The 26,260-nt window shown below is 56.4% G+C and carries 24 protein-coding genes and 1 tRNA gene; 21 read left to right on the top strand and 4 right to left on the bottom strand.

Annotated elements, in window-relative coordinates; all coding sequences use genetic code 11:
• The first annotated feature begins 1 nt into the window (after position 1).
• The 9 genes from CSQ86_RS05635 (at position 2) to mltG (ending at position 9,000) form a co-directional block, all read left to right on the top strand.
• On the top strand, positions 2–1,219 hold the full coding sequence (locus tag CSQ86_RS05635) for an ABC transporter permease (RefSeq protein ID WP_100494117.1): 1,218 nt from the start codon (positions 2–4) through the stop codon (positions 1,217–1,219).
• A 1-nt stretch (position 1,220) separates the two neighbouring features.
• The gene (locus CSQ86_RS05630; RefSeq protein ID WP_100494116.1) at positions 1,221–2,069 is read left to right on the top strand and encodes an ABC transporter ATP-binding protein; all 849 of its coding nucleotides are present in this window, start codon (positions 1,221–1,223) and stop codon (positions 2,067–2,069) included.
• A gap of 202 nt (positions 2,070–2,271) precedes the next feature.
• Entirely contained in the window at positions 2,272–2,898 is a 627-nt protein-coding gene (gene rpsD, locus CSQ86_RS05625; RefSeq protein ID WP_100494115.1) for a 30S ribosomal protein S4, read from the top strand.
• 105 nt (positions 2,899–3,003) lie between these two features.
• Positions 3,004–3,678: a histidine phosphatase family protein gene (locus CSQ86_RS05620; protein ID WP_100494277.1), complete on the top strand. Its 675-nt coding sequence runs from the start codon at positions 3,004–3,006 to the stop codon at positions 3,676–3,678.
• Positions 3,679–3,920: 242 nt separating this feature from the next.
• A complete protein-coding gene (locus CSQ86_RS05615) occupies positions 3,921–4,304 on the top strand; it encodes a DUF948 domain-containing protein (RefSeq protein WP_100494114.1) in 384 nt (127 codons plus the stop codon).
• Complete coding sequence (locus CSQ86_RS05610) at positions 4,304–4,540, top strand: hypothetical protein (RefSeq protein ID WP_100494113.1); 237 nt, start codon at positions 4,304–4,306, stop codon at positions 4,538–4,540. The genes CSQ86_RS05615 and CSQ86_RS05610 overlap by 1 nt, the downstream gene beginning before the upstream one ends.
• A gap of 118 nt (positions 4,541–4,658) precedes the next feature.
• Positions 4,659–7,340 (top strand): alanine--tRNA ligase, encoded by a 2,682-nt coding sequence (gene alaS, locus CSQ86_RS05605; RefSeq protein WP_100494112.1) that lies wholly within the window; start codon positions 4,659–4,661, stop codon positions 7,338–7,340.
• 5 nt (positions 7,341–7,345) lie between these two features.
• Positions 7,346–7,801, top strand: coding sequence for a Holliday junction resolvase RuvX (gene ruvX, locus CSQ86_RS05600; RefSeq protein WP_100494111.1), 456 nt, complete (start codon positions 7,346–7,348; stop codon positions 7,799–7,801).
• An 11-nt stretch (positions 7,802–7,812) separates the two neighbouring features.
• Positions 7,813–9,000, top strand: coding sequence for an endolytic transglycosylase MltG (mltG, locus tag CSQ86_RS05595; protein ID WP_100494110.1), 1,188 nt, complete (start codon positions 7,813–7,815; stop codon positions 8,998–9,000).
• A 60-nt stretch (positions 9,001–9,060) separates the two neighbouring features.
• Here the strand turns inward: mltG and CSQ86_RS05590 are convergent, their stop codons facing one another.
• A complete protein-coding gene (locus CSQ86_RS05590; RefSeq protein ID WP_100494109.1) occupies positions 9,061–9,531 on the bottom strand; it encodes a prepilin peptidase in 471 nt (156 codons plus the stop codon).
• A 51-nt stretch (positions 9,532–9,582) separates the two neighbouring features.
• Here CSQ86_RS05590 and aroC point away from each other — a divergent pair, with 51 nt between their 5' ends.
• The 11 genes from aroC to CSQ86_RS05530 all read left to right on the top strand — a co-directional run bounded on the left by aroC (position 9,583) and on the right by CSQ86_RS05530 (position 22,648).
• Complete coding sequence (aroC, locus tag CSQ86_RS05585; protein ID WP_100494108.1) at positions 9,583–10,770, top strand: chorismate synthase; 1,188 nt, start codon at positions 9,583–9,585, stop codon at positions 10,768–10,770.
• An 18-nt stretch (positions 10,771–10,788) separates the two neighbouring features.
• Positions 10,789–12,411, top strand: coding sequence for a bifunctional shikimate kinase/3-dehydroquinate synthase (locus CSQ86_RS05580; RefSeq protein ID WP_100494107.1), 1,623 nt, complete (start codon positions 10,789–10,791; stop codon positions 12,409–12,411).
• Between the two features lie 9 nt (positions 12,412–12,420).
• Positions 12,421–12,867 (top strand): type II 3-dehydroquinate dehydratase, encoded by a 447-nt coding sequence (gene aroQ, locus CSQ86_RS05575; RefSeq protein WP_100494106.1) that lies wholly within the window; start codon positions 12,421–12,423, stop codon positions 12,865–12,867.
• Between the two features lie 76 nt (positions 12,868–12,943).
• Positions 12,944–14,605: a CTP synthase gene (locus CSQ86_RS05565; protein ID WP_100494105.1), complete on the top strand. Its 1,662-nt coding sequence runs from the start codon at positions 12,944–12,946 to the stop codon at positions 14,603–14,605.
• A gap of 141 nt (positions 14,606–14,746) precedes the next feature.
• Positions 14,747–16,369, top strand: coding sequence for a L,D-transpeptidase (locus tag CSQ86_RS05560; RefSeq protein WP_100494104.1), 1,623 nt, complete (start codon positions 14,747–14,749; stop codon positions 16,367–16,369).
• A 160-nt stretch (positions 16,370–16,529) separates the two neighbouring features.
• Complete coding sequence (sufB, locus tag CSQ86_RS05555; protein ID WP_100494103.1) at positions 16,530–18,029, top strand: Fe-S cluster assembly protein SufB; 1,500 nt, start codon at positions 16,530–16,532, stop codon at positions 18,027–18,029.
• Between the two features lie 5 nt (positions 18,030–18,034).
• Entirely contained in the window at positions 18,035–19,270 is a 1,236-nt protein-coding gene (gene sufD / locus CSQ86_RS05550; RefSeq protein ID WP_100494102.1) for a Fe-S cluster assembly protein SufD, read from the top strand.
• 25 nt (positions 19,271–19,295) lie between these two features.
• A complete protein-coding gene (gene sufC / locus CSQ86_RS05545) occupies positions 19,296–20,075 on the top strand; it encodes a Fe-S cluster assembly ATPase SufC (RefSeq protein WP_100494101.1) in 780 nt (259 codons plus the stop codon).
• Between the two features lie 134 nt (positions 20,076–20,209).
• Positions 20,210–21,484, top strand: a complete 1,275-nt coding sequence (locus tag CSQ86_RS05540; RefSeq protein ID WP_100494100.1) for a cysteine desulfurase — start codon at positions 20,210–20,212, stop codon at positions 21,482–21,484.
• An 11-nt stretch (positions 21,485–21,495) separates the two neighbouring features.
• Positions 21,496–22,050 (top strand): Fe-S cluster assembly sulfur transfer protein SufU, encoded by a 555-nt coding sequence (gene sufU / locus CSQ86_RS05535; protein WP_165773752.1) that lies wholly within the window; start codon positions 21,496–21,498, stop codon positions 22,048–22,050.
• Positions 22,051–22,057: 7 nt separating this feature from the next.
• Positions 22,058–22,648: a metal-sulfur cluster assembly factor gene (locus tag CSQ86_RS05530; RefSeq protein ID WP_100494098.1), complete on the top strand. Its 591-nt coding sequence runs from the start codon at positions 22,058–22,060 to the stop codon at positions 22,646–22,648.
• A gap of 139 nt (positions 22,649–22,787) precedes the next feature.
• Here the strand turns inward: CSQ86_RS05530 and glgC are convergent, their stop codons facing one another.
• The 3 genes from glgC to CSQ86_RS05515 all read right to left on the bottom strand — a co-directional run bounded on the left by glgC (position 22,788) and on the right by CSQ86_RS05515 (position 25,326).
• On the bottom strand, positions 22,788–24,032 hold the full coding sequence (gene glgC / locus CSQ86_RS05525) for a glucose-1-phosphate adenylyltransferase (RefSeq protein ID WP_100494097.1): 1,245 nt from the start codon (positions 24,030–24,032) through the stop codon (positions 22,788–22,790).
• Between the two features lie 221 nt (positions 24,033–24,253).
• On the bottom strand, positions 24,254–25,135 hold the full coding sequence (locus CSQ86_RS05520; protein WP_100494096.1) for a TrmH family RNA methyltransferase: 882 nt from the start codon (positions 25,133–25,135) through the stop codon (positions 24,254–24,256).
• A gap of 103 nt (positions 25,136–25,238) precedes the next feature.
• Positions 25,239–25,326: transfer RNA gene (locus CSQ86_RS05515), tRNA-Leu, on the bottom strand.
• 96 nt (positions 25,327–25,422) lie between these two features.
• On the opposite strand from CSQ86_RS05515, the gene CSQ86_RS05510 reads away from it, so the two are divergent.
• Positions 25,423–26,220 carry a 16S rRNA (uracil(1498)-N(3))-methyltransferase gene (locus CSQ86_RS05510; protein ID WP_100494095.1) on the top strand — a complete coding sequence of 266 codons (798 nt, stop codon included), beginning with the start codon at positions 25,423–25,425 and terminating at the stop codon, positions 26,218–26,220.
• Positions 26,221–26,260 lie beyond the last annotated feature (40 nt).

Genomic DNA, 26,260 nt, shown 5'->3' with positions numbered 1-26,260 from the left:
CATGCATTCCGCAATCACATTACGTGGACTGCCATATGAGAATCTCAAGCGTAAGCCATTGCGCACGGCAGCATTGCTCACCATTGTCACTATCCTGTCGCTGACGTTCTTTGGCGGAACCATGCTGACGATGAACCTCAATACAGGCATGACCAGCACGGAACAGCGCCTTGGTGCCGATCTTATGGTCGTGCCGCAGAACACCGCGCAGCAAGCGGAAGCTTTACTAACCAACGGCAGCCCAAGCACGTTTTATTTCACTACCGATATTGCAGACACAATCAAGAGCGCCGATGGCATCGAACAAGCCAGCGAACAGACCTACATATCATCACTGGCTGCTGCTTGTTGCGATGAAAAACTGCAGATTATCGGATTCGATCCCGCTTCCGACTTTGTTATTGAGCCTTGGATTGCTTCCCAATTTGATGGCACACTTCAAGACGGACAGATGATTGCCGGAGCCAACGTGGATGTGTCTGTTGACGGCACTATTGAACTGTATGGGCGTGATTGGCCGGTCGTGGCTCAGCTTGCCAACACGGGTACCAGTCTCGACAATTCAGTGTTCATCAATACAGCCACTGTGCCTCAGATGGTGGCTGTTTCATCGAAGATGACCAAAAACAGTGCGTTCGCCAAGAATGCCGATAAAGCTGTTTCGACCGTGCTCATTAAAGTGAAGCAAGGATATGACGCACAGACGGTGGCTGACAACATCAAACATCTCGATTCCCGTTTTCCCGATTTGGGCTATGTATATCCAGGCGGTATCACTGCCACTACGAAGAACTCGTTGAACGCATTGATTTCCTATCTTGCAGTGTTTGTGTCTGTTATCTGGGCGATGGGTGTGATTGTGCTGCTTGCGGTTTTCGCCTCGTCGGTGAACGAACGCAAACGTGAATTCGCATCGTTGCGCATCATGGGTGCCACTCGCGGCATGTTGAATGCGATCATCGTGAAGGAATCGATAATGATTGGGGCATCCGGTGGCGTTGTCGGAGTCGGGTTGGCCAGCTTGATGATTTTCCCATTCAGCTCGCTCATCGGTACGCAACTGCAACTGCCGTATCTTCAAGCTGGACCCATCGCGATTATTGGGTGTGCGGTGGTGACTCTTGTTTGCTCCACTGCCATCGGCATTGCCGGCTCGATGCTGACTATGTGGCGGTTAAGCAAGCCGGAAGCATATCTCACCTTGCGGGAAGGGGACTGACATGGCAAGTACTTCCCATTTGCTTGTGCTTTGCGATGTGACCCGTCAGTTCATTCGCCGTGGCAAGCCGTTCAACGCCGTAGATCATGCGAATCTTATCGTTGATGAAGGCGAATTTATTGCGGTCGTTGGCCGATCCGGCAACGGTAAAAGCACATTGATTAATATGGTCACTGGACTGATTCGCCCGACCTCAGGATCAGTGACCGTCGATGATTGCAATGTGGCCGCTCTCTCGGACAATGAGCTTTCCAGGCTCAGGAACCGCACTCTCGGTTTCGTGACCCAAGGTCATACTCTGTTGGGTAACCTGACGGTGCTGGACAATGTGATATTGCCGGCCACAATGTTCCCTGATTCTTTGCCGTTTGCCTGCGATGATGAGGGCGAGGTTTCCGAAGAAGGTCAGTCATTATCCGATGATGAGGTGTCGGCGGCTGATTCCAGCCTGCCGGACACCATTGTCCCCTTTGCCTATGATTCCGGCGCCAAGTCAGCGGATGCGCAGAATATTCAGGCCGGTCAGAGGCGTGCGTTGATTTCTCGTGCACAAGACCTGCTGAACCAGCTTGGCATCGCTGATCTGGCGGACAGTTACCCGCGCGAGCTGTCCGGGGGAGAGATGCGGCGCGTATCCATCGCTCGTGCGTTGATGAATCAGCCGAAATTGCTGATTGCTGATGAGCCGACCGGCGATCTTGACCAAGAGAGTACGGATATTGTGATGCGTCTGCTCAGAGCTCAAGCCGACAATGGCATGGCGATTCTTATGGTCACTCATGATCCTGATGCTCTCGCATGGGCGGACACGGTATATCGCATGGATGCCGGAGTGCTGTCCAAGGTATAGGTGTATCATTGCCTGCTGGTGTCTGCTGCAAGGCAGGTGCCGTCTGGAGTCATAGCCCATCAACGGGTCGGTGGCGGTATTCATCAGGAATACGGTCATTCGTGAGCAATCACGACGAAGCGTTGGAGAGGCCCGACTCAGCGTTTGGCATCGAAGAGAAGTCAAACGTTCCGTTCAAATAACGACAGAAGGAATAATCCAAATGACGAACGTTCAGCGTTCTCGCCGTCAGGTGCGTCTTTCCCGCGCCCTCGGCATCGCACTGACCCCTAAGGCTCAGCGCATCTTCGAAAAGCGTCCGTACGCTCCTGGCGAGCACGGCCGTGACCGTCGCCGCACCGAATCCGATTACGCGGTGCGTATGCGCGAAAAGCAGCGTCTGCGCGCTCAGTACGGCGTCTCCGAGAAGCAGCTTCGTGCCGCTTACGAGAAGGCCACCCGTACCGCCGGCCAGACCGGTAACGCCATGCTGACCGATCTCGAGACCCGCCTCGACAACCTGGTGCTGCGTGCCGGCTTCGCCCGCACCACCGCTCAGGCTCGTCAGTTCGTGGTCCACCGTCACATTCTCGTTGACGGCAACGTGGTCGATCGACCGTCTTACCGCGTCAAGCCTGGCCAGACCATTCAGGTCAAGGCCAAGAGCCAGACCATGGTTCCGTTCCAGATTGCCGCTGAAGGCGTGCACCGCGATGTGCTGCCGGCGGTTCCTGGCTACCTCGACGTGACCCTTGCCTCCCTGAAGGCCACCCTGACCCGCAAGCCTGAGGTCGAAGAGATCCCGGTGCAGGTCAACATCCAGTACGTGGTCGAATTCTACGCCCGCTGATCCGGGCCCATCTGGTCAAAACAATCCAGGACATACCGCTCGAACCCCGCGCCCAAAGCGCGGGGTTCCTGCGTTCTGAAGCCAAATTGGCGTAGCATGGTCAGTATGATTCTTCATCTGCATCTGGTTCGTCATGGACAAACCTATTTCAACCGATACAACCGCCTGCAAGGTTGGTCCAACTCCCCGCTGACCGAATCCGGCATCGCTGACGCTGCCAAAGCGGGGGAGAAGCTCAAAGACCTCAAGTTCGCGGCAGCCTATTGCTCCGATACCACAAGAGCGCAGCAGACCGCCGAAACGATTCTGAACATCAATGAATCAGCCGGTAATCCACGACCGGCTCTGATTTCGGACATGCATTTCCGCGAGCAGTTCTATGGATATTACGAAGGCCTTGACATGGCCATGGCCTGGTATGCGGCTGGTGCTCCTCATGATGTGAAGACCTACAACGAAATCGTGGAACGTTTCGGACTCGCGGCATCCCGAGATTTCCTGAAGGAAGCTGACCCGTTCCATGATGCGGAATCCGATAAGGAATACTGGACCCGCGTTGAAGGGGCCTTCGAGCTCATCGCGGGCAATCCAGCCCTTCATGACGGCGACGATGTGTTGCAGATCTCCCACGGCAACACGCTGCTAAGTTTGGCACACCGTTTCGGCGGTCCTGATCTTGACCTGAGCGAACGTCCGGCTAATGGCTCGGTGACCGTGATCGATTTCGACACTGAAAAACCATTTGCCGATGCCGTGACCATAGTGTCATACGGCAAATAGCCATCACATTCAGCGTCCACACCCACACGGTCCATGTTGCCTGTAGGGTATTTTGAATACCCACTGTAGGTTTTTGAACGCTGACTGTCGGATTTAACACACTGACTGTAGGTTTTTGAACGAAATCCGTTGGAAAACCTACAGTCAGTGTTCAAAATCCTACAGTCAATACGGAGTTGGTGGGGTAAATAGAGCGCAAGTGCTACTCTTGTGCGAGTATATGTGACCTCAAGGAGGAAACAATGGGAGTCGGAGAGATCGCTGGCCTGATCGCGGCCATCGCGTTCGCTGTATTGGCCGGTTTCATGATCTATCCGCTGATCAGGCTCGGCAAGATGTTTGATCAGATCGCACAAACCGTCAAGGAGTCCGGAGAGCACGCTATTCCTGCATTGGATGAGGGTGTGACCACGGTCAAGCAGGTCAACAAGTCGTTGGAGGATGTCAACAGGATTTCTGCCGCAGCTTCCACCACGGCCAACAATGTCGGAGCGCTCACCGATCTATATGGTTCCTTCCTTGGCAAGCCAATCATCAAGATCGCATCTGCTGCCTATGCGCTGAAGTCCACCGCCCAGTCCTTCATCGCCAAGAATGCTGGTGAGAATCCTCAGAAGGGGGAGTGATGTTCAAACGCATCTTCTGGGTCGGTGTTGGCGTGGCCATCGGTATCGTGGCTGTTGCCAAGGCACAGGCATATGTCAAGGCAAATACGCCGGATGCGGCCCGTCAGTTCCTACTCGGCCCGGATCAGAGCAATGTGCCGATGAAAACACTTGAGGGCTTAGTCAATGAGTTCAACGCAACCCGTCGAGCCCGTGAGGCTGAACTTAACAACAAGTACAACGTGCATGCTGACTGACGCATGCCCATTGATCATCTCGTTCAGTCCTTTTGACATAATCGCTACACAATCAAGACTTTCATAGTTAATGCAAGGTGCAACCGCGCCTAAAAACAAACAAGGAGTATATCCCGCCATGCGCACTGCGGAAATCGCAAAGCGATACCTCGATTACTTCGCCAAGCATGACCATCTCGTCGTGCCCTCAGCGTCGCTAATCTCCCCAAATCCCACCACCCTGTTCACCATTGCTGGCATGGTGCCGTTTATCCCGTACCTGATGGGCGAACAGACTCCGCCGAAGCATCGTATGGCCTCCAACCAGAAGTGCGTCCGTACGCTGGATATCGACGAGGTCGGCAAGACCACTCGTCATGGCACCTTCTTCCAGATGCTTGGCAACTTCTCCTTCGGTGATTACTTCAAGGAAGAGGCCATCCATTACGCATGGGAGCTGCTTACCACCCCTCAGGATCAGGGCGGCTATGGTTTTGATCCTGAAAAGCTGTGGATGACCACCTTCACCGATGATGACGAAGCCCGTTCCCTGTGGATTAACGAGGGCGTCGACCCTGAGCACATCCAGAAGATGGGCATGGAAGACAACTTCTGGACCACCGGTGGCCCTGGCCCTGGTGGCCCCTGCTCTGAGATCTACGTCGATCGCGGTCCGGAATTCGGTAAGGAAGGCGGCCCGATCGCTGACGAGAACCGTTACATCGAAATCTGGGACCTCGTGTTCGAGAACTACGAGGTCGATAACGTCAAGTCCAAGACCGATCTGCACATTGTCGGCGAGCTTGAGAATAAGAACATCGATACCGGTGCCGGTCTGGAACGTCTTGCCTATCTGATGCAGGGCAAGAACAACATCTACGAAACCGATGAGGTCTTCCCTGTCATCGCAGCCGCCGAACAGCTTTCCGGCCTGAAGTATGGCGAGAACGAGGAAGCCGATGTGCGCTTCCGTGTGGTGGCCGATCATGTGCGTTCCGCGCTGATGATTATGTCCGACGGCGTGCGTCCCTCCAACGTGGGCCGTGGCTATGTGCTGCGTCGTCTGCTGCGCCGCACCGTGCGTTCCATGCGCATGCTCGGTGTCACCGATCCGGTGCTGCCCACCCTGTTCCCGACTTCCAAGAATGCTATGGAGGCCAGCTACCCAGAACTCAATGACACCTTCCATGAGGTGTCCGAATCCGCATACGGCGAGGAAGACGCCTTCCGTCGCACGCTGGAAACCGGTACCACCATTCTTGATGTGGCCGTCAACAAGGCCAAGCACGACTCCTCCGAGCCGATTGTGACCGGTGAAGACGCCTTCAAGCTGCACGATACCTATGGCTTCCCGATTGAGCTGACGCTTGAGATGGCGGCCGAACAGGGCGTGAAGGTAGATGAGGCCAAGTTCCGCGAGCTGATGGCCGAGCAGAAGTCCCGTGCACGTGCCGACGCCCTGAAGAAGCGCCACAACGTGGATCTGTCCGTCTACGACGATTTCAAGAAGACCCTCGCCAAACCGATTGACTTCCTCGGCTACACCGACATGTCCGCCCGCGCCAAGGTTATCGGCATTATGCAGGAGGGCAAGGGTTCCGTGCCTGCCGTCACCGGTCCGGCCAACATCGAGGTCATCCTCGACCGCACCCCGTTCTACGCGGAGGCCGGTGGACAGCTCGCCGATCAGGGCGAGATTCTCTCCGATGATGGTGCTGTGCTCGAAGTCGACGATGTGCAGAAGCCGATCAAGGATCTCATCGTTCACCAGTGCCGTCTGACCGAAGGCACGTTGGTGGTCGGCGCCGAGGTGAACGCCAACATCGACCTGAACCGTCGTGGTGCCATCGCCCGTTCCCACACCGCCACCCACATGGTGCACAAGGCATTGCGCGAGGAGCTTGGCCCGCAGGCCACGCAGCGTGGTTCCGAGGATGCCCCGAACCGTCTGCGCTTTGACTTCCAGTGGTCCAAGGCACCGGCAAAGTCCGTGATCTCCGCAGTTGAGGAGCGCGTGAATGACAAGCTGCGCGACAACCTCGCTGTGACCACCAAGGAAATGAAGTTCGATGATGCCATCGCCCTCGGTGCCATGCACTTGTTTGGCGAGAAGTATGGCGACATCGTGCGTGTGGTCTCCATTGGCGAGGACGGCTGGAGCCGTGAGCTCTGCGGCGGCACCCACGTCGACCACGTCGGCAAGATCGGTATGGTGAACATCCTTTCCGAGGCTTCCATCGGCCAGGGCGTGCGCCGCGTGGATGCCGTGGTCGGCCAGGGTGCCTACGATTTCAACGCCCGTGAACACGCACTGGTCTCCCAGCTCTCCGACAAGCTCAATGCCCGTCCGGACGAGCTCGCAGAGCGCATTAACACGCTGCTCGCCAAGCTCAAGGAATCCGATCGCCGTCTGGCCGCCATGTACGAAGGCCAGCTGGCTGCGGCAGCGCCGGCTTTGGTCGCTGACGCCAAGGCTTCCGATGCCCCTGTCAAGGCAGCGGTCAAGAACGTCGGTCACTTCGGCACCTTCGACGCCCTGCGCAAGACCGTGCTCGATATCCGCGGCCAGCTTGGTGAGGACGCTCCGGCCATCGTGGCCCTCGCCGGCGTGAACGAGGATGACAAGCCGATGGTGGCCGTGGCCACCAATGAGGCCGCCCGCAAGGCCGGCATCAAGGCCGGCGATTTGGTTCGTGGCGCATCCAAGATCCTCGGTGGTGGCGGCGGCGGCAAGCCGGACTTCGCCCAGGGCGGTGGCGCTGATGCATCCAAGATCGATGAAGCGCTCGAGGCTTTGAAGCACGAGGCGCAGAAAGCCTGACGCCTGTGGTGTGGTTAGGCGTTGATTTAGGTAATGCTCGGGTCGGACTCGCATTGTCCGATCCCGAGCTTACCTTCGCCCACCCGGCAGGCGATATCTATGTTGCCGGTGATTATTTCTTTGCCATCGACGATGTGCTCGACGTCATTGAAGACGAGCATGTAACTCATGTGGTTGTTGGCCTTCCGTTGCAAATGGATGGAACCGAAGGCAAAAGTGCGAAAAAGGCACGACGTTGGGCCGCGAATCTGGAGAAGCGACTGCAAGCTGAAGCGGAGCAAACATTAGGGAACGATAAGATTCCTCAGGTATCATTGATAGATGAGCGATTGACCACAGTCAGTGCGCATCGGCAGCTGTTCGAGGCCAACAAATCCTCGAACAAGCATAGGCCCTTGGTCGATCAGCAGTCGGCAGTGGTGATTTTGCAGACGGCACTCGACCGTGCCGGGAAACAATGAGGTACGGGTTCATGTCAGATAACATTCATGATTTCTTCGATGAGAACACGCACTGGGTCGAACAAGGAACCGGATCATTGGAAGGCGGAGGAACCCCTCCGAAGCCTCCGAAATCTCGCCGCGAGATGCGTAAACGCCGTAAACAGCGCAAGCAGAAGCGCTTCGGCGTTATTATCGCAGTGATTGTGACTATCGCGGTGATCGTAGGCGGCGGTTACCTCGCGGTTTCCAAATTGCATGACATTCGCGATAGTCAAAGTCAGGCGAATGCGGCGGTGGAGGATTACCCTGGGCCCGGGTATGGAGAAGTGACGTTTACCGTCAGCGAAGGCCAAGGCGCCATGGAAATCGCCAAAAGTCTGCTGAAAGCCGAGGTCATCAAATCCACGGATGCTTTTACGAGCTTGGTAAGTGCGAACGATTCCAAACTCTACCCGGGAACCTTTACGCTCAAAAAGCATATGGCGGCTTCCGATGTACTCACCATTCTCACCGACAGTTCGAAGGCGGCGGGGTTCCTTGAAGTACGCCCAGGCGAGCGAGTCAGTGCCGTCATCACTGATGCTGCAACCTTGTCGGGCATCGCGCAGTCCGATTTCGAAGCCATTATCAACAACAAGGGTGATGGCATTTTGCCTGCCGAAGCGAACGGCAGTTTCGAAGGCTGGCTGGAACCCGGCACCTACAATGTCAAAGGCATGAACAGTGCTTCGGACATTCTCAAGGACATGGTCGATAAGCGCGTCGCTAAACTGGATGACCTTGGTGTGCCTTCCGGCGCCGACCGCGAACGCGTGATGATCATCGCATCCATCGCGGAAGCCGAAGTCAATAAAGCCGATTATTACGGCAAAGTGACCAGGGTCATCGAAAACCGTCTTGCGCAAGGCATGTCGTTGGGCATGGATTCGACGGTCGCCTATGGCAATAACGTGCAGCCGGCCGATGTGACCACTGCGATGCTCCAGGACGAATCGAACCCATACAACACCTATAAGATCGCAGGGCTGCCGCCGACACCGATCAGCAATCCGGGAGATAATGCCATCCAGGCAGCCATGAATCCGGAAAGCGGTGATTGGCTGTACTTCTGCACTGTGAATCTTGATACGGGTGAAACCAAGTTCGCAACCACCGCTGAAGAGCATGACAAGAACGTAGCCGAGCTGCGTCAATGGCAAGCCGAAAACCAGCAGTGATTTCGTTAAGTGCCTCCCTGATGGGAGGCACTTAACGTATATATGCACAAGTCCGGTGATTCAGACGATTGCATTCAATGCAAGGGCGATAATCGCCGACATGAATATCACCGGCACATACGGTACTTTGCCGGTATGTGCCGATGCATTGCTCGCGGTGAACTTGGTCCAGCAACCAATCCAAATAAGGCCGCATACGCCCATGGCCAGCCACCAGATCACGACAGGGGAGAGGCCAAACATTCCTACCGCAAGACCGATGGGAACCAAAGCAGTCACATCTCCGAATCCCAAAGAACGTGGAACAATCAGCGCCAGCGCACATTGAATCAGACAACACAGTACCGTGAATAGGAGTGCCTGCAGAAAGGCAAACAGGTCGTTGGTCATCACGCCGTAAATGAATACAGCAATCAGCTGCAGCAAGGCACCTGATGCCACCCAAGGCCAGGGGACCCGTCTTGTGCGCATGTCCTCAATGGACAGCGCAAGCTCACATAGCAGACCGGGAAGAGTGAACAGGTACGCCATGGCTTACCATTATCCCCTAGTTATTGACCATTGATATGAGAGGGATTTGCTATGTTGCGCTGGCAGACGGCGGGGGAGTCTCACGGAGAGGCCTTGGTGGCGATGATTGAAGGACTGCCGGCCGGCATCCGTATCAGCACGAATGATATCGTCGGTGCTCTTGCCCGTCGCCGTCTTGGCTACGGCCGCGGAGCCCGCATGAAGTTCGAACAGGATCAGGTCCGTCTGCTCACCGGCGTGCGCCACGGCTTGACGCTCGGCTCGCCGATTGCCATTGAAATCGCCAACACTGAATGGCCCAAGTGGACCGAAGTGATGAGTGCAGACGCCCTTGACCATGACCTGCCGCGTGAAGGCCGCAACGCGCCGCTGAGCCGTCCGCGCCCTGGCCATGCCGATCTGACCGGCATGCGTAAATACGGTTTCGATGATGCCCGTCCGGTGCTGGAACGCTCGAGTGCCCGTGAAACCGCTTCCCGTGTGGCACTTGGCGAAGTCGCCCGTCAATTCCTTGAGCAGGCATTTGGCATTCGCACGGTGTCTCATGTAGTGGCACTCGGAGGAGTCAGCACGAACCCCGATCTGCCATTGCCTACTCCTGATGATGTGGATGCTTTGGATGCCTCTCCGGTGCGCACTCTCGACAAAGAAGGCGAACAGCGCATCATCGAGCGTATCGACGAAGCCAAGAAGGCCGCGGATACCCTTGGCGGTGTAGTGGAGGTGCTCGCATACGGTGTGCCTGCAGGTATCGGCACCTATGTGGAATCCGATCGTCGTCTTGACGCGGCTCTGGCAAGTGCCATTATGGGCATTCAGGCGTTCAAGGGAGTGGAAATCGGTGATGGTTTCCTTGAGGCTGCTCGCCCCGGTTCTCAGGCCCATGATGAAATCGTGGTAAATGCGGATGGTCGCATTGATCGACTCTCAAACCGTGCCGGCGGCATCGAAGGCGGCATGTCCAACGGACAGGTGATTCGCGTGCGTGGTGCCATGAAGCCAATTCCTTCCATTCCGAAGGCTCTGCGCACTGTGGATGTGTTGACCGGGGAAGCAGCGAAGGCCATCAACCAGCGTTCCGACAGCACTGCAGTGCCAGCTGCAGCCGTGGTGGCTGAAGCTATGGTGCGTCTTACCCTTGCCCAATATGCATTAGACAAGTTCGGCGGAGACAGTGTTGAGGAAACGCATCGCAACCTTGAAGCGTATCTTGCTTCTTGGCCTGAGCACATGCGCTGATAACCGGGATTTGATGATATGGCAGCACGCCCTTACGCAGTAATTCTTGGCATGATGGGTGCCGGCAAAACACGCGTTGGCAAGGAAGTCGCACATATGCTGCACCTTCCTTTTGCCGACGCGGACGCGGAGATCGAACACGAAGTCGGTATGAAGATTCCCGCGTACTTCGAACAGTACGGTGAACCGGCGTTCCGCGAAGTCGAAGCCGATGTCATCGCCGACTTCCTCGAGGACTTTGAAGGCATTTTCTCCCTTGGCGGAGGAGCGCCGATGACTCCTTCCACCCAGCGCGAATTAGCCACATACATTGGCCATGGCGGCAAAGTGGTGTATCTGGACGCCGACCCGCAAGAGGCCATGGAGCGCGCAAACCGAGGCGGTGGCAGACCTATGCTCAATGGAGATGCCAACGCCCGATGGAAAAAACTCTATAAACAGCGTGACCCCGTGTTCCACGAGGTGTCCAATGTCCACGTTCATACTCGCGGCCTGACCCCACAAGGCGCCGCTAAGAAAGTGATAGATATGGTTTCTCAACGAATCGTCCATGTGGATGGTACGGCCATCGAACCCTACGACGTGGCCATCGGTGAGGGCGCGATGAATCGTCTGGTGGATGTGCTTGGCCCCCAGCCGAAGAAGATCGCGCTGATTCATACCCAGCCGGTGCAACGTCATTCCGATCGCGCACGCGCTCTGTTGCGTCAAGGCGGTTATGAGGTTTCTGACATCGTGATTCCGGATGCCGAACCTGGCAAGACCATCACCGTCGCCAACGGCATATGGGAACGCCTCGGGACCGAAGGGTTCACCCGTTCTGACGCGGTAGTGGGCCTCGGCGGTGGCGCGGCCACCGATTTGGCTGGCTTCGTTGCGGCGACGTGGATGCGTGGCATCCGTTACGTCAACTGCCCGACCTCGTTGTTGGCTATGGTTGATGCTTCGACCGGAGGCAAAACCGGCATCAATACGCCACAGGGCAAGAACCTGGTCGGATCGTTCTATACGCCGGCCGGTGTATTGGCCGATATGACCACGTTGGCTTCGTTGCCCAACGACATTTTCATCGAAGGCCTCGGAGAAGTGGCCAAGTCCGGCTTCATCCGGGATTCTGAGATTCTGCATATTCTCGAAGAACATGCAGGCGAGCTGAGGAACTTCAATGGTCAGGCATTCCTGGGATCTCCTCTTGAAGATGTGGTGGCCGAGCTTATCGAGCGTACGGTGAGAGTCAAGGCTTACCACGTCTCCTCCGACCTGAAGGAAAAGGGACTTCGCGAATTCCTGAACTACGGTCATACACTGGGCCATGCCATCGAGAAGCTGGAGCACTTCCGTTGGCGTCATGGCAATGCAGTTGCGGTAGGCATGGTGTATGCAGCCGAGTTAGCCAATATCATGGGTCTGATTGACCGCGATCTGGTGGATTATCATCGTTCGCTGCTTTCCTCGCTGGGGCTGCCGACATCATGGAATGGTGGATCGTTCGAAGATGTGCTCGCACTGATGCATCGCGACAAGAAGGCACGGGGCAATGAACTGCGGTTCGTGGTGCTTGACTCCATCGGCCACGTCGTTCACCTCGACAATCCATCCGTCGACGATGTGGAAGAAGCCTTCCGCCGTATCCAGCACTAAGGAGCAAACATGACCAAAATCATCGTTGTCAATGGTCCGAATCTCGGTCGTCTTGGCGTGCGCCAGCCTGATGTATACGGTCGCCAGGATCTTCAAGAGCTTCGCCGCCTGTGCACTGAGTGGGGCAAGGAACTCGGTCTCGAAGTCGAGGTCCGTCAAACCGATGATGAAGCCGAGATGGTCCATTGGATGCATCAGGCCGCCGACGAGAAAACCCCGGTGGTCATGAACCCGGCCGCTTTCACTCATTACAGCTATGCGCTTGCCGATGCCGCACACATGGTGGGTGATGCCGGACTGCCACTGATGGAAGTGCACATTTCCAATCCATCCGCGCGCGATGAATTCCGCAAGCGCTCAGTGATCAGCCCAGTTGCCACCGGAACCATTACCGGCATGGGTTTCTATGGGTACAAACTCGCTATTGAGGCCATCGCCCATCTGATTGCCGACTGATTGTCGTGCAGACACAACTGAGGGAGGGAACACACGTTTGACGTCGCGTCATGCGCGGATGATAGAGTGAAATTCCATGGTTAGAAGAACACATGGCAATTCTCAAGAACACGTCACCAAGCATATTTTCGTCACCGGTGGTGTTGTTTCCTCCCTCGGTAAAGGTCTGACCGCTTCGTCCCTTGGACGTTTGTTGCGCAGCCGTGGCATTCATGTGCTCCAGCAGAAGCTGGATCCGTACATCAACGTGGATCCGGGTACTATGAACCCATTCCAGCATGGCGAAGTCTACGTGACCGAGGATGGTGCTGAGACCGATTTGGATATCGGCCACTACGAGCGCTTCCTTGATGTTTTCCTTTCCCAGAAGGCCAATGTTACGACCGGCCAGATTTACCAGGAGGTGCTGCGCAAGGAGCGAGCCGGCGAATACCTCGGCCAGTGCGTGCAGGTCATTCCGCACATCACCAATGAGATCAAGTCCCGTATGCGCGCCCAGGCATCCGATGATGTCGATGTGATCATCACCGAAATCGGCGGCACCGTGGGCGATATCGAATCCCAGCCATTCCTTGAGGCCGCACGTGAAGTGCGTCGCGATCTCGGCCCGGAGAACTGCATGTTCGTGCATGTCTCCCTGGTGCCTTACATCTCCGCCGCACATGAGCTCAAGACCAAGCCGACCCAGCATTCCGTGATGATGCTGCGTCAGCTCGGCATCTCCCCGGATGCGCTGGTGCTGCGTTCCGATCGTCCGCTGAACCAGGGCATCAAGGACAAGATCTCCCTGATGTGCGATGTGGATCCGGAAGGCGTGGTCAACTGCGTGGATGCCCCGAGCATCTACGATGTGCCGAAGATCCTGTTCGAAGAAGGCCTTGACGCCTACGTGGTGCGTGAGCTCGGTCTGCCGTTCCATGACGTCGATTGGGATGAATGGGCCGACCTGCTCGAGCGCGTGCACCACCCCAAGCACGAGGTCAACATCGCCATCGTCGGCAAGTACATCGACCTGCCGGACGCCTACCTGTCCGTCACCGAGGCCATCAAGGCCGGCGGTTTCGCCAATTGGGCCAAGGTCAACGTCAAGTGGGTTGCCGCCGATCGTTGCGAAACCACTGAAGGCGCTGCAGCCGCCCTTGACAACATCGACGGCATTGTGATTCCTGGCGGTTTCGGCATCCGCGGCATCGAAGGCAAGATCGGCGCGCTGAAGTTCGCCCGCGAGAACCGTCTGCCCGCCCTTGGTCTGTGCCTCGGCCTGCAGTCCATGGTCATCGAATACGCCCGCCACGTGCTCGGCATCGAAGACGCCAACTCCACCGAGTTCGAACCGGATTGCGCCAATCCGGTGATCGCCACGATGGAAGAGCAGAAGGACATCGTGGCCGGCAAGGGCGACATGGGCCACACCATGCGCCTCGGCTCCTACCCGGCAGAGCTGGAGGAAGGCTCTCTGGTCGCCGAACTCTACGGCACCACGCACGTCACCGAGCGTCACCGCCACCGTTACGAGGTCAACGTGGCCTACAAGGATCGCCTGCGCGAAGGCGGTCTGCGTATCTCCGGCCAGAGCCCGGACGGCGAGCTCACAGAGTTCGTTGAGCTTCCGCAGGACGTGCATCCGTTCTACGTGGCCACCCAGGCCCACCCGGAGTTCAAGTCCCGCCCGACCAAGCCGCACCCGCTGTTCGCCGGCCTGGTAAAGGCCGCCCTGGACCACCAGCAGGCACGTTGAACCAATAGGCGTGATGTAAATCACGTACGCTGAGTGCTTACTAAGGCCATGGATTCATGAGGAATTCATGGCCTTAGTGCATAATGAGACGCAAACGTACAGGCATTGTACGAACGGCAACAAAACATGTAAGAGTTCAAGATGACGGATAACTACGGTCAGATGATGGGTGCGCCTCAGCCCGGTGCTGCGAGGTCGGTAAGCGATGGGGAAACGACTGCTGTGTTCCCCCCGTTCGATGTCGCTCAACCAATCCAGGAGATTGACGATCATACATTACAAGTCAGGCATGGTAAGCGTCATGTGATTTGGCCATGGATTGTGCTTGGCGTGGTGGCTGTTTTTGCCGCGGGCCTTGGCGGAGGATTCTGGTTCTTCCAATCACACGCGTTGCCGGGTGTGACCCTGTGGGGCAACCCGGTGATGGGCCAGAGCCAGAGCCATATCGCCGAGCAGATTGACGATGCGGTGAGCAATGCCACTGTATCGGTCAAATACGAGGGCCGAACCGCCAAAGTTTCTCTTAAAGACCTTGGACTGAGCGTCGATTCCGATGCCATTGCCTCCGATGTGCTCAACGCCAAGCGGGGCGATGCATGGTGGCAGCAGTACGCATTCTGGGTGAAAAAGAATGTCACGGCTGCTCCTGCCAACACTGCCGCGGCGGATAATGCGACCCTCAATGCCAAACTGGGTGTGAACGAAGTCAAGCCCGTGGACGCCAAGGTACAGCTTAATGCTGATGGTAACGGTTTCGACGTTATTGCAGGCCAGCAAGGTGAGGGTCTTGATGCCAAGCCAGTGGCGCAGTCTGCACTTGCGTCGGTGAAGTCCTTAGGCAATGAGCCTGCAAAGGCCGTCACCGTTTCCCTGAAAAGCACGGAACCAGTGGTTACCGATACCATCGCCAATGAGGCGAAGACCACCCTTGATAACTTGGTGAAGACACCGGTGGAAATCAAGGTCAAGGACCATGCTATTGCTGCGATTGATGCATCGGCGCTAGCCTCCTCCATGCGTGTTGACGCTAATACCAACGGTAAGTTGTCTTCGCAGGAAACCCGCAATGGTTATGTGGTGTTTGATTCCGAAAAACTTCAGCAGTATTACGAGAACACCATCAAGAAGAATCTGCATACCGGTCGTGAAGACCGAGAAGTCGTTGTGAATAATGATGGTGACGAATTAAAGGTCATCAAAGAAGGACATGACGGCGTGACCGTTGCCGAGGGGGCCGATACTCATGTGGGTCAGGATGCCATTGAAGCCCTTGCTAAGGGCAATGGCTCTGTAACGGTTGAAGGTACCGTTGATCCGATGCAGACCAAAACCACTAAGCGGCATGTGGTGGTTGATTTGTCTGATGGCAAGGTATACGCCTATGAGAACGACCAGCTCATCAAGACGATGAATATGTCTGCGGGTGAAGGCAATGTTCGCGGAACCGGTCAATGCACTGGTGATTTGTGCACTCCCACCGGTGACTTTAAGATCTGGCTCAAGTACCAGTCGCAGGATATGAGCGGCAATCTGACGCTCTCTGATGGCTCGTCCTCGAAGTGGGATGTCAAGGATGTCGGCTTTGTGAACTACTTCTCCAAGTCCGGGTGCGCGATTCATCGTATCGTTTCCCCGATGTCTGATGCTGCAATCGGCGCTATGAATGCCAATACTTCCCATGGCTGCGTCGGCATCGGCTGGGATGTCGCTGAATGGTTCTACGGCTGGTGCCTTGATGGTACGTCCGTGCATGTGCAGGCATAAAGGAATGAATCATTGAGTATGGGGCCCATCTTCGGATGGGCCCCATTGCTTTGTGCCATACATCACGTAAGCGCATAGCCAATATTCAGTGTGGCTAGTAGTGTTTCGCCACAGGTTCTGTTAGGTTTACCTAGGACTAGTGAGTGATAAGGAAGGCAGGATGGTGAGCGAAAACACAGCACCAAACGCCGCCGCTGACGTGGAGATGAGCCAGTACGTGGCAGATCGTACCCGCGTCAACGAGGATAAAATCAAAAAGGACGATGAAATCATCAGCCAGTTCGGTGACTACAGCTACGGCTGGCATGATTCCGACGCCGCTGGTGAAGCAGCCAAGCGAGGTATTGACGAAAACGTCGTACGTGCGATCAGCGCGGACAAGGGCGAACCGCAGTGGATGCTTGACATGCGATTGCGCGGTTTCAAGGCATTCCTTGAAAAGCCTATGCCCAAGTGGGGCGTCGATCTTTCCGGATTCAACGCCGACGACTTCAAGTACTACGTCAAGCCGATCGACAAGCAGGCTAAGAGCTGGGATGAGCTGCCGGACGATATTCGCAATACCTATGATCGTCTGGGTATTCCGGAAGCCGAAAAGAAGCGTTTGGTCTCCGGCGTCGCCGCCCAGTACGAGTCCGAAGTGATTTACAATTCCATTCAGGAAGACCTGAAGAAGAAGGGCGTCATCTTCGTGGACACCGACACCGCAGTGCGCGAATACCCTGAGCTGGTCAAGAAGTATTTCGGCACGGTCGTACCTCCGGAAGACAACAAGTTCGGTGCATTGAACACTGCCGCATGGTCTGGCGGTTCCTTCGTCTACGTGCCGAAGGGCGTGCACGTCGATATCCCGCTGCAGGCTTACTTCCGTATCAACACCCCGGCAATGGGCCAGTTCGAACGCACGCTGATCATCGCCGACGAAGGCTCCTACGTGCATTACGTGGAAGGCTGCACCGCTCCAATTTGGTCTGAGGATTCCCTGCACGCCGCCATCGTGGAGATCATTGTCGAGAAGCATGCTCGTGTGCGCTACACCACCGTGCAGAACTGGTCGAACAATGTCTACAACCTCGTGACCCAGCGTGCCTACGTGCGCGAGGGCGGCACGATGGAATGGGTGGACGGCAACATCGGTTCCAAGGCCACGATGAAGTATCCAGCCTGCATTCTCGCCGAACCATATGCCAAGGCATCCACGATGTCCCTCGGCTTCGCCGGCAAGGGGCAGTATCAGGATACCGGTGCCAAGATGATTCATCTGGCCCCACACACCTCTTCCACGATTGTCGCGAAGTCCATTTCACGTGGTGGCGGCCGCTCCGCATACCGCGGTTTGGTCAAAATCGTCAAGGGCGCGGAAGGCTCCTCCAACTCCACCGTGTGCGATGCTCTACTGGTGGATGACTTCTCCCGTTCCGATACATATCCGCACGTTGACGTTCGCGAAGACGATGTGTCCATGGCACACGAAGCCACCGTCTCCAAGATTTCCGAAGACCAGCTCTTCTATCTGATGAGCCGCGGTCTTACCGAAGAAGAGGCCCAAGGCATGATCGTGCGCGGCTTCGTCGAACCGATCAGCCGTGAGCTGCCGATGGAATACGCGCTCGAACTCAACAGACTTGTGGAACTTCAGATGGAAGGATCGGTGGGCTGATACCAATGGCCGATACAACAAAACCCGTCAAGGAAATCAAGATTCCGGTCGCGGACCCCAATGATCCGTATGCCGTTCCGGCAGCCATGCCATCCTCGGTGGACCATGCCGTTCGCTCGTTCGATGCGAATGATTATCCGATGCCTGACCGCAAGCAGGATGATTGGCGTTACACTCCGATTGAACGTATCGATGAATTCTTCACTGTGTTCAAGCCGTCTGGCGAAACTCAGATTGAAGTGTCGATGATTGACGGTTCCCCCCTTGCCGAAGGCGTAAAGCTTTCTCAGGTCAAGCTCGGAGAAGGACTCTCTGGAACTGTCTCCAAGCCGAACGACCGTGTGTCCGCAGTGGAATGGAACTCTGGTGCAACGGCCACTGTTCTCGAGCTGAATGGTGAAATCGCCCAGCCGGTGCTCGTCAAAGTGCATGGAGCAGGTGCCGATCTCGATGCCTTCCATCTGGTGATCGCCGCTGCCGACCGTGCCCATGCAGACGTTGTCGTGGAACATGACGGTGATGCGCGACTTGCCGAAGGTGTGGAAATCACCACCGGCAAGGACTCCCACATCTCCACCACGTTCATCCAGGAATGGGCGAAAACCGCAAAGCATGTCGGCAACCACCGCATTCACGTCGGAGAAGGCGCATCCCTGCGCCACTCTGTCGTTACCCTGAGCGGCGACATCGTTCGCATTCGCATGGATCAGGACTTCGGCGGCGAGCAGGGTGATCTCAACATGCTCGGCATTTACTTCGTTGATCCTGGTGAACATATCGAACATCGCACGATGGTGGTGCACAATCACCCTGACTGCAAGTCACGCGTCGTCTACAAGGGTGCACTTGACGGCAAGGGCGCACACTCCACATGGGTGGGCAATGCGCTGATTCAGCCGACCGCTCCTGGTACCGACTCCTATGAGCTCAACCGTAACCTGGTACTGACTCCGGGAGCCATCGCCGATTCCGAGCCGAATTTGGAGATCGAAAACGGCAATATCATTGGCGCAGGCCACGCTTCCTCCGTGGGCCGATTCGATGATGAAGAGCTGTTCTACCTCGAATCACGCGGCATTCCCGAAGCTGAAGCCCGCAAGCTCGTGGTACGTGGCTTCTTCGGCGAACTCGTGGAGGAAATTGGCATTCCTGCCATTTCAGAACATCTGATGGACGTCATTGACCGCCGCCTGGCTCGTGGAGAAGACGCAGCCATGACGCAGGTCCTCGAAGACAAGTAACAACGAACGTTTTAGGAGCATTAATATGTCAACACTCGAAATCAAGGACCTGCACGTCCACGTGGAAACCAAGGAAGGCACCAAGGAGATCCTCAAAGGCGCCAGCCTGACCGTTCACTCCGGTGAAACCCACGCAATCATGGGCCCCAACGGTTCCGGTAAGTCCACTCTGGCATACACGCTGGCTGGTCATCCCAAGTATGTCGTCGATTCCGGCGAAGCCTTGCTGGACGGTCAGGACATCCTGAAGATGACTCCGGATGAGCGTGCCAAGGCGGGCCTGTTCCTTGCCATGCAGTACCCGGTGGAGGTTCCCGGCGTCTCCATGACCAACTTCCTCAGGACCGCCAAGACCGAAATCGATGGTGAGGCACCTGGCATCCGTCAGTGGGCCAAAGACCTTTCCGCAGCCATGAAGCGCCTCAAGATGGACCCGAAGTTCGCCACCCGTTCCGTGAACGAAGGCTTCTCCGGCGGCGAGAAGAAGCGCGCTGAGGTGCTCCAGCTCGAACTCCTGAAGCCGAAGTTCGCCATTCTCGACGAGACCGACTCCGGCCTCGATGTGGATGCTCTGCGTATCGTGTCCGAAGGCGTGAACCGTGCCAAGGAAGCCAACCAGTTCGGCATCCTCATGGTCACCCACTACACCCGCATCTTGAAGTACATCAAGCCGGATATCGTGCACGTGTTCGCGGACGGTCACTTCGTCAAGACCGGTGGTCCGGAGCTGGCTGACGAGCTCGAAGAGAACGGCTACGACGCCTACCTGCCCGAAGGCGCCGACTCCGAATCCGCTCTGGCTTAGCATTGCTTGAGGCCGTGCAGGGCTGGGATGTACTATTCCCGACACACTCAAGGCTGTTCGGCCAAGCCTACGGTCGGGAACAGCACATCCCAGCCCTGCACTCCTAGCCGTAGGAAAAACCTAAGGGGAAAATGATGGTTGATTTTAAGGCGATTCGGGATCAGTTCCCGATTCTGGACCAGGAGATTCACGGGCATCCGCTCGTATACCTCGACTCTGCGGCAACCTCGCAGAAGCCTGAATGCGTGATTGACGCTGAAGCGAACTTCTACCGCACGATCAACGCCGGTGTGCATCGCGGTGCGCATGAGTTGGCTGCACGGTCCACTTTGGCTTTTGAGGAAGCTCGTGCCAAGGTGGCCAAGCTGGTTGGCGCCAATGCCGAAGAAGGCCAGGAGGAGATCGTGGTCACCGGTGGTGCGACCGCCGGCCTGAATCTGCTGGCCACCGCATTCGGCAATGCTTCACTGGGCCGCGGGGGAGAGGCCGCCAAGCGTTTTGCCTTGAAGCCAGGTGATGAAATCGTCGTCTCGCGTGCTGAGCATCACTCGGTGCTGCTGCCATTCCAAGAGCTTGCCTACCGCACCGGTGCCACGTTCAAGTGGATCGATCTGACTGAAGATGGCCGTGTACGCACGGACAACCTCGACGAAGTCATCACTGAACGCACCAAGGTCGTGGCCGTAACCCATGTGGGTAACACCACCGGTGCCATCACCAACGTGGCTCCGATCATCAAGCGTGCCCATGAAGTGGGTGCTGTTTTCATTCTGGACGCATGCCAGTCCGTGCCACATTTGAAGGTCGATTTCCATACACTGGATGTTGACTTCGCCGCTTGGAGTGCACACAAGATGTATGGACCAACCGGCGTCGGCTTCCTCTATGGCAAGCGCGAAATGCTTGAAGCGCTGCCTCCGGCCAATTTCGGTGGTTCCATGGTTGAGCTTGCCTACATGGACCATGAAGCACAGTACATGGCTCCGCCCGCCCGCTTCGAAGCCGGTACCCAGCCGGTGGCACAGGTGGTGGCCGCTGGTGTCGCCGCCGAATGGATGATGCACATCGGACTCGAAAACATCGAGGCCCATGAGCGCACCATCACCAACGAATTGCTGAAGCTCGGCGATATCGATGGCATCAGGATCCTCGGTCCGCGCGAGAACAAGGACCGCATCGGAACCGTGGCCTTCGATGTGGCCGGCGTGCACCCACACGATGTCGGCCAATACATCGATGCACAAGGTATCGCCATTCGTGTTGGCCATCACTGTGCCCAGCCGGTGCATCGTCATTTCGGTCTGTATGCCTCCAATCGTGCTTCCAGTGGCGTCTACAATTCCGTGGACGATGCCAAGGCACTGGTTGAGGCCGCCGAGGGCATCCGCAAGTTCTTCGAAGTGGAGTAGCAGAAAAGATTATGAGTGATTTTGGTATGACCGGAGATGAACTCGAGCAGATGTACCAGGAGGTCATCCTCGAGGCATCCAAGCACCCGCACGGTAAGGAATCCTTTGCTCCGGATGCTGCTTCAGAAGCTTCTGGAGCAGCTGCTGGCAATACCACGGTTCAGGCGGTGCATGAGTACTGCACTCCGGGCGAATCCCATCAGTTCAACCCCACCTGCGGTGACGAGGCCACCGTTCATGTCGAGGTTTCCGATGATGAGCCTCACACCATTAAGCGTTTGGTATGGGACGGCCATGGTTGTTCCATCTCACAGGCCAGCTTGTCCGTGATGGTTGATCTTGTGGACGGCAAAAGCGTTGACGAAGCCATGCAACTGGAGCAGGTGTTCCACAAGCTCATGGAATCGCGTGGCGCGGGCCTGAATGATGAGGCTCTGGAAGACGAGCTGGGCGATGCTGTAGTGTTCCAAGGTGTGTCGAAATACCCTATGCGTATCAAATGCGCTCTGCTAGGCTGGGAAGGGCTGAAGGACTCCATCGCCAAAGCCCTCGCCGCAAAGAACTGAGGTAATTATGACGGACAATAATCTGGTTCCTGAGCCGCAGCCGTCCATCTTTGACGCTGTCAACGATGTGCTGAAGGATGAGGAGGCTTCCCGCCGCGTGATGATGAATCCCGCATTGGCCAAGGGTTTCCCGAATGGCCATCCGGTTGCGCCTGCAGAGCATAATGACGATACATGTGCTTGCGGCAACCATCATGGTCAGTGTGGTTGCTCCGATGACGAACAGTCCGATGGCAGCGATATCCCTCTGAAGGCCGTGGACGATATTGGCCGTGCCACCGCGGAAGATGTACGCGAGGCATTGCATCAGGTGATCGACCCTGAGTTGGGCATCGATGTGATTGATCTTGGTCTGGTGTATGGCATCGAGATCGACGAACTCGGCCGTGCCATCATCACCATGACGCTTACCACGCCAGCCTGCCCGCTGACCGACCTGATTGAGGACGAATGCGCCTCCACGCTTGCCGGTTTGGTGGAGGAGTTCCGCATCGATTGGACATGGGACCCTCGTTGGACGATGGATCGCATTACGCCGGAAGGCCGCGATCAGCTCGCCGCGCTTGGCTTCAACTTCGAAAACATGCCGACGTACTGATTTGATTGATTGCATTGCATGAGGCTCCTTCTCCAAGAGAGGGAGCCTCACTGGTAATGGACTACGATTTGCGATAAGGCAATAAGCGATAATAGAAAACCCCGCAACCGGATAGCTGCGGGGTTTATCGTACCGTCAATCAGTCATCGACGATGGTGTTCTTCGGCACTACGGTGATGCCGTCCGGCGTGACCGTGAAGCCACGAGCCAGATCGTGCTCGGTGTCGATGCCGACCGTGGAATTCTCGGTAAGCACCACGTTCTTATCAAGAATGGCCTTGTACACGCGTGCACGACGGTTGATGACCACGCCGTCGAAGAGCACGGAATCGACAATCTGAGCCCAGGAGTGGATGCGGACGTTGGGGGAGAGCACGGAGTGGTGCACCTCGCCGCCGGAGACGATCACGCCGGGGGAGACGATGGAATCCGTGGCATGGCCCAGACGGTCACGGCCTGCGTGCACGAACTTTGCCGGCGGAAGGTTGCCGGACATCGTGTAAATAGGCCAATCCTGGTTGTACAGATTGAACTCCGGCACATAGGCAATCAAATCCATGTGTGCATCGTAGAACTGCTTGATGGTACCAACGTCACGCCAGTATGCGTGATCGGTGGCGGTGGAACCCGGAATCTCGTTGGAATTGAAGTCGTAGACGCCGGCTTCGTTGCGGGAAGCGAAGTACGGGGCGATGTCACCGCCCATATCGTGCTTGGTATCGGCGGCCTTCTCATCAAGAGCCAGAGCCTCGAACAGAGCCTTGGTGTTGGCTACATAGTTGCCCATGGAGGCCAAGATCTGGTTCGGGTTGTCCGGCAGACCGGTAGTGGTGGTCGGCTTCTCCTGGAAGTTCTTGATCATGTTCGGGTGTTCTGGATCGACGCCGATAACACCGAACTGGTTTGACTGCTCGATGGGCTGGCGGATGCCGGCGACGGTGAACTCAGCGCCGGATTCGATGTGCTGCTGCACCATCTGCTCGAAGTCCATGCGGTAGACGTGATCGGCGCCCACAATTACCACGATATCGGGCTGCACATCCTCAATGATGTTGATGGTCTGGTAGATGGCGTCGGCGGAACCGAGGTACCAGTGCTTGCCGAGACGCTGCTGAGCCGGCACAGGGGAGACGTAGGAACCCAGAAGCGGGGAGAAACGCCAGACCTGGGAAATATGACGGTCAAGGGAATGCGACTTGTACTGGGTGAGTACAACCACCTGACGGTAACCGGAGTTGACCAGATTGCTCAACGGAAAATCGATCAAGCGGTATACGCCGCCGAATGGAACGGCGGGCTTTGCACGATCTCGGGTTAACGGCATCAGGCGGGTCCCCTCGCCGCCTGCAAGCACAATTGACAGAATCTTAGGATTCTTGGCCATCGCTATTATCCTCTCTTGTCTAAGCGTCTTTCGACACCGTACTGCTTGGCCAAACGCTTCGTTGCATTTGGTTTACATAGTTAATAATTGCAGAAAAAAACGAACACGCAAGGTTATCGCTTCCGCGTGCCGTGAACTTGTGATGAATAGTTGTGCGAAATTGTCCGGTACAAACGGGTTTTGCCTGTGAATCGGCGTATACGGCGGCCTACAGACAAAGCTCAATGGCGTGTCGCATAGAATGCGACGGCGCTGGAGGCGGCCACGTTCAGGCTGTCTACTCCATGGCTCATCGGAATCTTCACCGTAAGATCTGCACGTGCGATGGTGTGATGGGACAGGCCGTCACCTTCGGTGCCGAAGATGAGGGCGAGCTTGGCGATGTGCAGCGGATCGGTTTCGGACGTATTGAGACGGCGAGTAAGTTCCTCCAATGATATTGAACGATCTTCGAGGGCCATGGCGACAGTGGTGAATCCCAGGGACTTCAATTCGTCAATGCCCTTAAATGGCCAATAATGCTTATCCTCGGTGCCGTCTTCATTGAATCCGGTGATACGCGTCCACGGAACCTGAAACACCGTGCCCATTGACACACGTGCGGCTCGGCGATACAGCGGGTCCCCGCAAGAGGGGGTGACCAATACGGCATCGACGTCGAGCGCTGCGGCCGAACGCATCAGTGCGCCGACATTGGTGTGATCGACGATGTTCTCCATAACAGCTACGCGCGTGGCGTTCGCGCACACCTCGGCCACGGAAGGCAGCGGCCAGCGCCGCATAGCGCATAATGCGCCGCGATGCAGACGATAGCCGGTCAAACGCTTCAGCTGTTCCGCGGAGGCCACATAGACGGGAATCTCATTGCCCCAATGCGCGTCGATGAAAGCAAAGGTATCGTTCATACCTTCCAACCACTGCTCCTCGACCAGCAGAGACAACGGCTCACGCCCGGCAGCCAGCGCACGGTCGATGACCTTCGGGGATTCGGCGATGAACATCCCTTTTGCCGGCTCGAGTCGGTTGCGCAACTGCATTTCAGTCAGGCTGACATAGGCTTCGACGCGAGGATCATCGACGGTTTGGAGCATAACGAACTGCATGATGCCCTTTCATGACTGCTACTGCGAATGCGACTTGCTGTGAACGGAATCAGTATTACGGCAGATACTGAAAAACCCCTTGCAGTGCAAGGGGTTTGTTCTGTGCCCGAGACGGGACTTGAACCCGTACGCCTGTATAAAATAGGCACTAGCACCTCAAGCTAGCGCGTCTACCATTCCGCCACCCGGGCAGGTGTCGTTTGGACAACGAGTAAGTACTTTAGCATGAAATTACGCGGATGCAATTTGAGCGTGTCTTTCGGCGTGTCGCGTGTAGCCTAGAAGTCATGACTGATGCGTTATTCCTATTCGACCCGACCGTTGACGACGTACCGGTGAACAGTGATGAGCTGCATGCCGGCTGGAAGCTGACATTGCCTGCGCACATCAAGCGCCACGCCGTTCAGGCCATGCGTTTGAAGAGCGGTGATGGTTTGCAGCTTTCGGATGGCAATGGTCTTCGCATCCATGCGGTGATGTCTGATCCCGAAGCCGGACTTGCCGAGGTCGATGAGGTATGGAGGGAACCTGAACCGGTGACGAGGCTTGCGCTGATTCAGGCGTTGGCGAAAACAGGCCATGATGAGCAGGCGATTGATATGGCCACTCAGATTGGCGTCGATCAGGTGATACCGTGGCAGGCCGACCGTTCAATCGCCAAGTGGAAAGCGGGCCGTACCGATAAGAAATGGTCGGCGGTGCTTACTGCGGCTACGGAACAGTCCCGTCGTGCGTTCAAACCTCAGCTGGAGGAATGCGTTTCCAGCAAGCAAGTGGTGGCAATCTGTCGTAGGGCCTGCGTGCATGGCGATTTGGTTGTGGTGCTCCATCAGGATGCCACCGATACGTGGAATGGTGTGGAAGCCAAGGTTACGCAACTGATGGAACGCAGTCTCGCGGATGGTAAGCCGCGCACGGTGAATGTGGTGGTAGGGCCCGAAGGCGGCATCAGCGAACAGGAAGTGGAAGAATTCACTCAAGCTGGAGCAATCAGCTGCGTGCTGGGCAGCAATATTCTGCGTGCCGCCACAGCCGGTCCGGTTGCGTTGTCGTTGCTGTCCCGAGCATTGGGCCGTTACGAATAACGGGACATGGCCCCGCGCTAAGCTGATGCCTAGCACAACA

The sequence above is a fragment of the Bifidobacterium felsineum genome (genome assembly GCF_002802915.1).
GTDB classification, from domain to species: domain Bacteria; phylum Actinomycetota; class Actinomycetes; order Actinomycetales; family Bifidobacteriaceae; genus Bifidobacterium; species Bifidobacterium felsineum.
The sequence above is the reverse complement of the archived record's forward strand: the minus strand, read 5'-3'. Positions and strand labels throughout refer to the sequence as shown.